The sequence below is a fragment of the Micromonospora sp. I033 genome (genome assembly GCF_053890995.1).
On sequence record NZ_JBSSLX010000281.1, the window covers coordinates 1 to 6,202 of the forward strand.

Consider the following 6,202-nt stretch of genomic DNA (forward strand, 5'->3'; position numbering starts at 1 on the left):
CCGGCACCGGCCGCCCGGTGTGGACTCGCTCGACCGCGCCTGGCGCAGCCCGGTCCGGGGGCCCTGGCTGACCTCGGTGCTCGGTGCCGTGCTGCTGGCCACCCTGCCCCTGGTGATCGTCACCGGGCTGCTCGACTGGATCGCCTACGGGCCCCGGCTCGGCCAGGCATTTCCCCGCGACGTCGGCTGGCTGCACCCGCCGGTGGTCGACTGGCCGACCCGACCCGCCTGGCTGTTCCGGGTGACCCAGGGGCTGCACGTGACGCTCGGCATCGTCCTGCTGCCGGTGGTGCTGGGCAAGCTCTGGTCGGTGGTGCCCAAGCTCTTCGACTGGCCGCCGGCCCGCTCGGCCGCCCAGTTGCTGGAGCGGCTGTCGCTGCTGCTGCTGGTCGGCGGGATCCTCTTCCAGACGGTCACCGGCCTGCTCAACATCCAGTACGCCTACCTGTTCGGCTTCGACTTCTACACCGCCCACTGGTACGGCGCGTGGATCTTCACGGCCGCGCTGGTCACGCACGTGGCGATAAAACTGCCCCGGCTGGTCACCGCGCTGCGCGGGCCCGGTCACGGACGTACCCCGGTGGAGCGGACCCGGCCGGAGCCGGCGGACCCGGACGGCCTGGTGGCCCGGCGGCCCGGGCCGGCGACGATGAGCCGGCGCGGGGTGCTGGCCCTGGTCGGCGGCGGCTCGCTGCTGCTGGCGGCGCTGACCGTCGGGCAGAGCGTCGACGCGCTGCGCCGCACCGCGCTGCTGCTGCCACGTGGCCGGCGGGTCGACGACGGGCCGAACGGCTTCCCGGTCAACCGCAGCGCCGCCGCGGCCGGCGTCACGCCGGAGCAGGCCGGGCCGGGCTGGCGGCTGACCCTGCGCGCCGGGGACCGTGCCGTCGCGCTGGACCGGGGCCGGCTGCTCGCCATGGCGCAGCACACCACCACGCTGCCGATCGCCTGTGTGGAGGGCTGGTCCACCTCGCAGCGCTGGACCGGGGTCCGGCTGCGTGACCTCGCCGCCCTGGTGGGCGCGACCGATCCGGCCGCCGCGCGGGTCCGGTCGCTGGAGCGCGGCGGCCTGTTCAGCCGGGCCGCCCTCCAGGGCAACCAGGTGACCGACGCCGACGCGCTGCTCGCCCTGCGGGTCAACGGCGTCGACCTCAGCCCGGACCACGGCTACCCGGCGCGGATCATCGTGCCCGCGCTGCCCGGGGTGCACTGCACCAAGTGGGTCGAGGAGATCACGTTCGATGGCTGAGTTCCGCCGGGCGTACGGCGCCGCGCCCTGGCACCTCCTGCTGCTGGTCGGGTGCTTCGCGGTCACCGGGTGGATCGCGCTGCGGCTGGCCGGCGAGGCGTCGGCCGGCCGGATGCTGCTCTGGTTCGTCGGCGCGGTCGTCGCACACGACCTGATGCTCTTCCCGGTGTACGCGTCGGTCGACCGGGGGCTGCGCGGGGTGCTCGGGCGGGGCGGCACCCCGTCGCCGCTGAACCACGTCCGGGTCCCGGCGCTCGGCGCCGGGCTGCTGTTCCTGGTCTACCTGCCGGGGATCCTCGGGCTCGGCGGGGACACCTACGCCTCGGCGACCGGCCTGGCGCCCCGGGCGATGCTCGGCCGGTGGCTGGCGGTCAGCGGCGCGCTCTTCGCCGCGAGCGCGCTGCTCTACGCCGCCCGCCGGCTGGCCCGCCGGGCCCGCTGACGGGCGACGGTCACGGGGCGATGCGCAGCCGGCGGATGTGGGCGTCGTCGTAGTCCTCGAACCGGAACCGCAGCCCGGCGAACGGGCTGCCGGGGAAGTCGCCGCTGATGGTGGCGGTCACCACCGTGCCGGCCGGGGTGTCCTCGACGTCGGTGATCTCGTAGGAGACCGGCGGGGTCTCGCGGCGCCACGCGCGGATCTCCGCGATGCCCCGGTGGGTCCTCCCCTCGTCCTCGACGACGGCGTCGTCGGCGAAGAGGGCGAGGTAGGGGTCCTTGTCCGGCTGGCCGGCGAGCGCGAAGTAGCGGCGGACGATGTCGGGTGCGGTGTCCACGGTGTGGCTCCTGGGTGGGTCGCGAAGGGGTTACTGCTAAACTGGAAGTGAGTCACTTCGACCCTAGCACCCACTCGCCGAGGAGCGCGCATGGCCGGCAAGATCCGCCTGGAGGACCGCGAGTGCCCGCTCTCGGCGACGCTCGGCGTGGTGGGCGAGTGGTGGACCCTGCTGATCCTCCACGACGCCTTCGACGGCTACACCCGCTTCGAGCAGTTCCAGGAGAACCTGCGGATCTCCTCCAGCATGCTGACCAGCCGGCTCCGCACGCTCACCGCCAGCGGCCTGCTGGAGCGCCGCCGCTACCAGACCCGTCCCGACCGCCACGAGTACGTCCTCACCGACCTGGGCCGCAGCCTGCGCCCGGTGATCGTCGCGCTCGCCGCCTGGGGCAACTCGCGCCTCGCGCCGGAGCGACGCAGCATGATCCTCGTCGACCGGGAGACCGGCGCCGAGGTCGAGCCGGTCGTGGTGGACCGGGCCACCGGCTGTCCGCTGGACCCGGAGCGGTTCGTCTTCGCCGCCGGGCCCGCGGCGAGTGACACGATGCGCGCCCGGTACGCGGGCACGCTGCCGGCCGCGTGACCGACGGCGTGGCGCCCCGTCCAGCGGGACCCCACGCCGCCGCTCCGGGACCGGCCTACAGCCAGCCCGTCCAGCTGCCGCCCGGGGTGACCTGCCACTTGTAGTGCCACATGTTGTCCGGCCCGTAGACCCCGATGCCGAGGTTGCCGTCGCCGTCCGTGGCGCACCAGACACCACGCCCGGCGGCGATCCGGCCACCCAGGGTCCGCCAGCCACTCCAGTCTCCCGCCGGCTTCAGCTGGAAGTTGTGGTTGACGTCCCCGCCGGCGGCCTTCACGAAGATCTCCAGCCGGCCGTCCTTGTTCCTGTTGCCGCACCAGCTGTCGTAGATGACGCCCTTCAGGCTCTGCTGCGTCGGCCAGGACCCGTTGGGGTTCTGCCACCGGTGCCACAGCTCGCCCGGGTTGGTGTAGGTGTCGAAGGTGCCGACCCAGAAGTTCTCCGGATACCCGTTCAGGTTGTACAGCGTCTGCATCTGGCCGGGCGGGACGGTGTACCAGGCGCCGTTCCACACCTCGCCCGCCTGCGACGCCTGCGACCCGCCCGCCGGCTGGGCGTGCGCCGCGCCCGGCACGGTCAGGGCCAGGACGGTGAACACCGCGGCGGCGATGCTCGTTACCGCTCTCCTCATGCTCGTCTGCTCCTCGCGTCGGTGGCCGGAAGTCCCGGCACCACGACCATGTCAACCGTCGATGCGAGTGGACAGGCTGAGCACCGGCGGTTGGCCGGTGGTTTGCCGGAGAGAACGGTGAACCGGGTGCCCGGCCGGCTCAGGCGCCCGGGCCGATCAGCAGGGCGGCCACGGTGGCCGTGGTGGCGAGCACGGCGAGGGCGGCGCTGGTGGCCACGAACCGGCCCAGCGGCACGGCGACCCCGGCGGCCCGGCAGCGCTCGTACCAGATCAGCGTCGCCAGCGAGGCCCACGGGGTGGCCAGTGGGCCGACGTTGGTGCCGACCAGCAGGGCCAGCAGCTGGGTGTGGTGGTCGGTGGCGATGACCGCCTCGCCGGCCACGTACGCGGGGAGGTTGTTGACCACGTTGGCGAAGAGCGCGCCGACGCCGCCGGCCCGCAGCGCGCCCGCCGCGCCGGGGTCGCCGCCGATCAGGGTGCCCATCAGGGTGTCCAGGCCGTACCGGCCGATGGTCTGCACCACGAGGAACAGCCCGGTCACGAAGACCAGCAGCCGCCACGGCACCAGCGCGAGCCGCAGGCTGCCCCGGGCGCGCAGCGCGAAGCCGGCGACCAGGATCGCGGCGGCCACCCCGGAGGCGAGTCCGATCTCGACCCCGACCAGGATCCCGGCGATGAAGAGCAGGCAGGCGGCGAGCGCGGTGCGGTAGAGCACCCGGTCCGGCGGCACGTGCGGCGGCGGCGGGACGAACGGGTCGGCTCCGGCCCGGGCCGGCCGCCAGTACCACCACCAGAGCAGCAGCATGGTGATCACGATGGCCACGAGCTGCGGCCACCACATCCGGGCCGCCCAGGGCACCGGGTCCAGGCCGATCCGGTCGCTGGCCAGGATGTTGGTCAGGTTGGACACCGGCAGCAGCAGGCTCGCCGTGTTGGCCAGCCAGACCGTGGTCATCGCCAGCGGGGTCGGCGGCACGCCCAGCTTGCGGGCCAGGGCGATCATCACCGGGGTGAGCAGGACGGCCGTGGTGTCCAGGTTGAGCGCGATGGTGGTCACCGAGGCGAACCCGACGCAGAGCCAGAACAGCGCCCGGTAGCTGCCCCGCGCGGTGATCGCCACCCGGGCGGCGAGCGCGTCGAAGACCCCCGCCACCGCGGTCAGCTCGGCCAGCACCACCACCGTGCCGAGGAAGATCAGGATGGGCACGATCCGGCGTACGGTGGCCCCGGCGTCGGCGCGGGGGAGGAGTCCGGTGAGGACGCAGAGGACGCCCACCACGGCCAGCCCCAGGGCGATCCAGTCCAGGACGTGCAGCCGCCCCCAGCGGCTCCGGTCCGGCGCGGCGGACGGCGGCTGGCCCACGCTCTCCACGAGGGATGATCCTCGCACACCCCGGCCCGCCCGGACCGGCCCGACGCGGCAGGCGCAGCGGCTGCCGAGGGTGTCCACGAATTGACCGTCGGTGGCCATAATGACCATGTGGCTGTAGGCGCGCACCCGACCCGGTCCGACCGCCCCATCGACTTCTTCATCAGCTACTCCCCGGCCGACGAGCGCTGGGCGACCTGGCTGGCGTGGGAGTTCGAGGCGGCCGGCTACCGCACCCTGCTCCAGGCGTGGGACTTCGTGGCCGGCACGAACTTCATCGACTTCATGGACCGCGGGGTCCGCGAGGCCGAGGTGGTGGTGGCGGTGCTGTCCGAACGCTACCTGCACTCGACGTACGGGAAACTGGAGTGGCAGGCCGCGTTGCGCGCCGACCCGGACGGCACCGGCAACAAGCTGGTCACCGTGCGGGTCGAGGACTGCCCGATCGACGGCCTGCTCGCCACCATCACCTACGTCGACCTGGTCGGGGTGAACGATGCGGCGCAGGCGCGGGGCCGGGTGCTCGACCGGATCCGGGAGACGCTCGACGGCCGGGCCAAACCGATGCGGCAGCCGGCCTTCCCGCACCATCCCGCCGACCCGGCCGGGGTGCTCGCCGCGTCCGCCAGCGGCGCGCCGGCGCCGCGCCGCGCCCGGCGTACCCCGATCAACCCACCGCCGTTCCCGCCGGCCGCGGCGGCCGTGCCGGCGGCGCGCGGCACCCTGACCGTTCTCCAGGTGGCCGGGCCCCGCTTCGGCCGCGGGGTGATCGAGCCGGGTGCCCCGGTCACCCCCGGCGAGCTGCAGGAACACCTGATGGGCGACCTCACCCTGCTGATGAACGACGGGGTGCCCCGGCCGGACCTGCTGGTGGTGGCCGGCAACCTGACCGAGTCGGGCAGCCCCCGGGAGTTCTCCGACGCGCTGAGCTTCCTCACCGGGCTGCGGGTGCTGCTCGGCCTGGAGCCGCACCGGCTGGTCGTGGTGCCCGGCCCGCGCGACGTCACCATGGCCGCCAGCCGGGCCTACTTCGCCACCTGCGAGGCCGACGACGTCGATCCGCAGCCGCCGTACTGGCCGAAGTGGCGGCACTACGCGCGCCTCTTCGACGAGCTCTACCAGGGCCTCGAGGACCGGATCTTCGACAGCGAGCAGCCATGGACCCTCTTCCCGGTGCCGGACCTGCGGGTGGTGGTGGCCGGGCTGAACTCCACCGTGGCGATCACCCACCGCGAGGAGGACCGGTACGGCTTCCTCGGCGAGGCCCAGTCCACCTGGTTCGCCCAGCGGTTGCGCCACTACCAGCAGTCCGGCTGGCTGCGGCTCGGCGCGATGGCGCACGCCCCGGGCCCGCGCACCCCGTACGCCGACGAGCTGGCCGTGCCCGACCGGGCGTCGCTGCGCGACCGGGGCTCGTTCAACCGCCTGGTCGGCCCGATGCTCAACCTGCTGCTCGCCGACGCGGCCCCCGGCGCCCGGGTCGACCCGGTGGTGCCGCTGGCCACCGCCTCCCGCGACGGCCGTGCCCAGGTGCTCCGGCTCGGCGCCGACGGGATGACCCGCTGGGTGCTCGGCCGCGACGACCGGCACGA

At 74.1% G+C, this 6,202-nt stretch carries 7 protein-coding genes; 4 read left to right on the forward strand and 3 right to left on the reverse strand.

Annotation, left to right across the window (positions count from 1 at the left end; genetic code table 11):
* Positions 1 to 1,249 (forward strand): molybdopterin-dependent oxidoreductase (locus ACW0Q9_RS28285; protein ID WP_456186438.1); only part of this gene is annotated, 1,249 nt, incomplete at its 5' end.
* Entirely contained in the window at positions 1,242 to 1,691 is a 450-nt protein-coding gene (locus tag ACW0Q9_RS28290; RefSeq protein ID WP_456186440.1) for a hypothetical protein, read from the forward strand. The genes ACW0Q9_RS28285 and ACW0Q9_RS28290, both read left to right, overlap by 8 nt.
* A 10-nt stretch (positions 1,692 to 1,701) precedes the next feature.
* Here the strand turns inward: ACW0Q9_RS28290 and ACW0Q9_RS28295 are convergent, their stop codons facing one another.
* Positions 1,702 to 2,025: a nuclear transport factor 2 family protein gene (locus ACW0Q9_RS28295; protein WP_456186442.1), complete on the reverse strand. Its 324-nt coding sequence runs from the start codon at positions 2,023 to 2,025 to the stop codon at positions 1,702 to 1,704.
* Positions 2,026 to 2,115: 90 nt separating this feature from the next.
* Between ACW0Q9_RS28295 and ACW0Q9_RS28300 the strand changes: the two genes are divergently transcribed.
* Entirely contained in the window at positions 2,116 to 2,610 is a 495-nt protein-coding gene (locus tag ACW0Q9_RS28300; protein WP_456186444.1) for a winged helix-turn-helix transcriptional regulator, read from the forward strand.
* A gap of 55 nt (positions 2,611 to 2,665) precedes the next feature.
* Here ACW0Q9_RS28300 and ACW0Q9_RS28305 read toward each other — a convergent pair whose 3' ends face one another.
* Together ACW0Q9_RS28305 and ACW0Q9_RS28310 are read right to left on the reverse strand one after the other, a co-directional pair.
* Complete coding sequence (locus tag ACW0Q9_RS28305; protein WP_456186446.1) at positions 2,666 to 3,241, reverse strand: hypothetical protein; 576 nt, start codon at positions 3,239 to 3,241, stop codon at positions 2,666 to 2,668.
* A gap of 139 nt (positions 3,242 to 3,380) precedes the next feature.
* A complete protein-coding gene (locus ACW0Q9_RS28310; RefSeq protein WP_456186448.1) occupies positions 3,381 to 4,613 on the reverse strand; it encodes an SLC13 family permease in 1,233 nt (410 codons plus the stop codon).
* 108 nt (positions 4,614 to 4,721) lie between these two features.
* Between ACW0Q9_RS28310 and ACW0Q9_RS28315 the strand changes: the two genes are divergently transcribed.
* Positions 4,722 to 6,202, forward strand: a 1,481-nt coding sequence (locus ACW0Q9_RS28315; RefSeq protein WP_456186450.1) for a TIR domain-containing protein, incomplete at its 3' end; no start/stop codon positions are given.

Coding starts and splice junctions, on each gene's coding strand:
- ACW0Q9_RS28290 (WP_456186440.1), top strand. CDS start 1,242: ATGGCTGAGTTCCGCCGGGCGTACGGCGCCGCGCCCTGGCACCTCCTG.
- ACW0Q9_RS28300 (WP_456186444.1), top strand. CDS start 2,116: ATGGCCGGCAAGATCCGCCTGGAGGACCGCGAGTGCCCGCTCTCGGCG.
- ACW0Q9_RS28305 (WP_456186446.1), bottom strand. CDS start 3,241: ATGAGGAGAGCGGTAACGAGCATCGCCGCCGCGGTGTTCACCGTCCTG.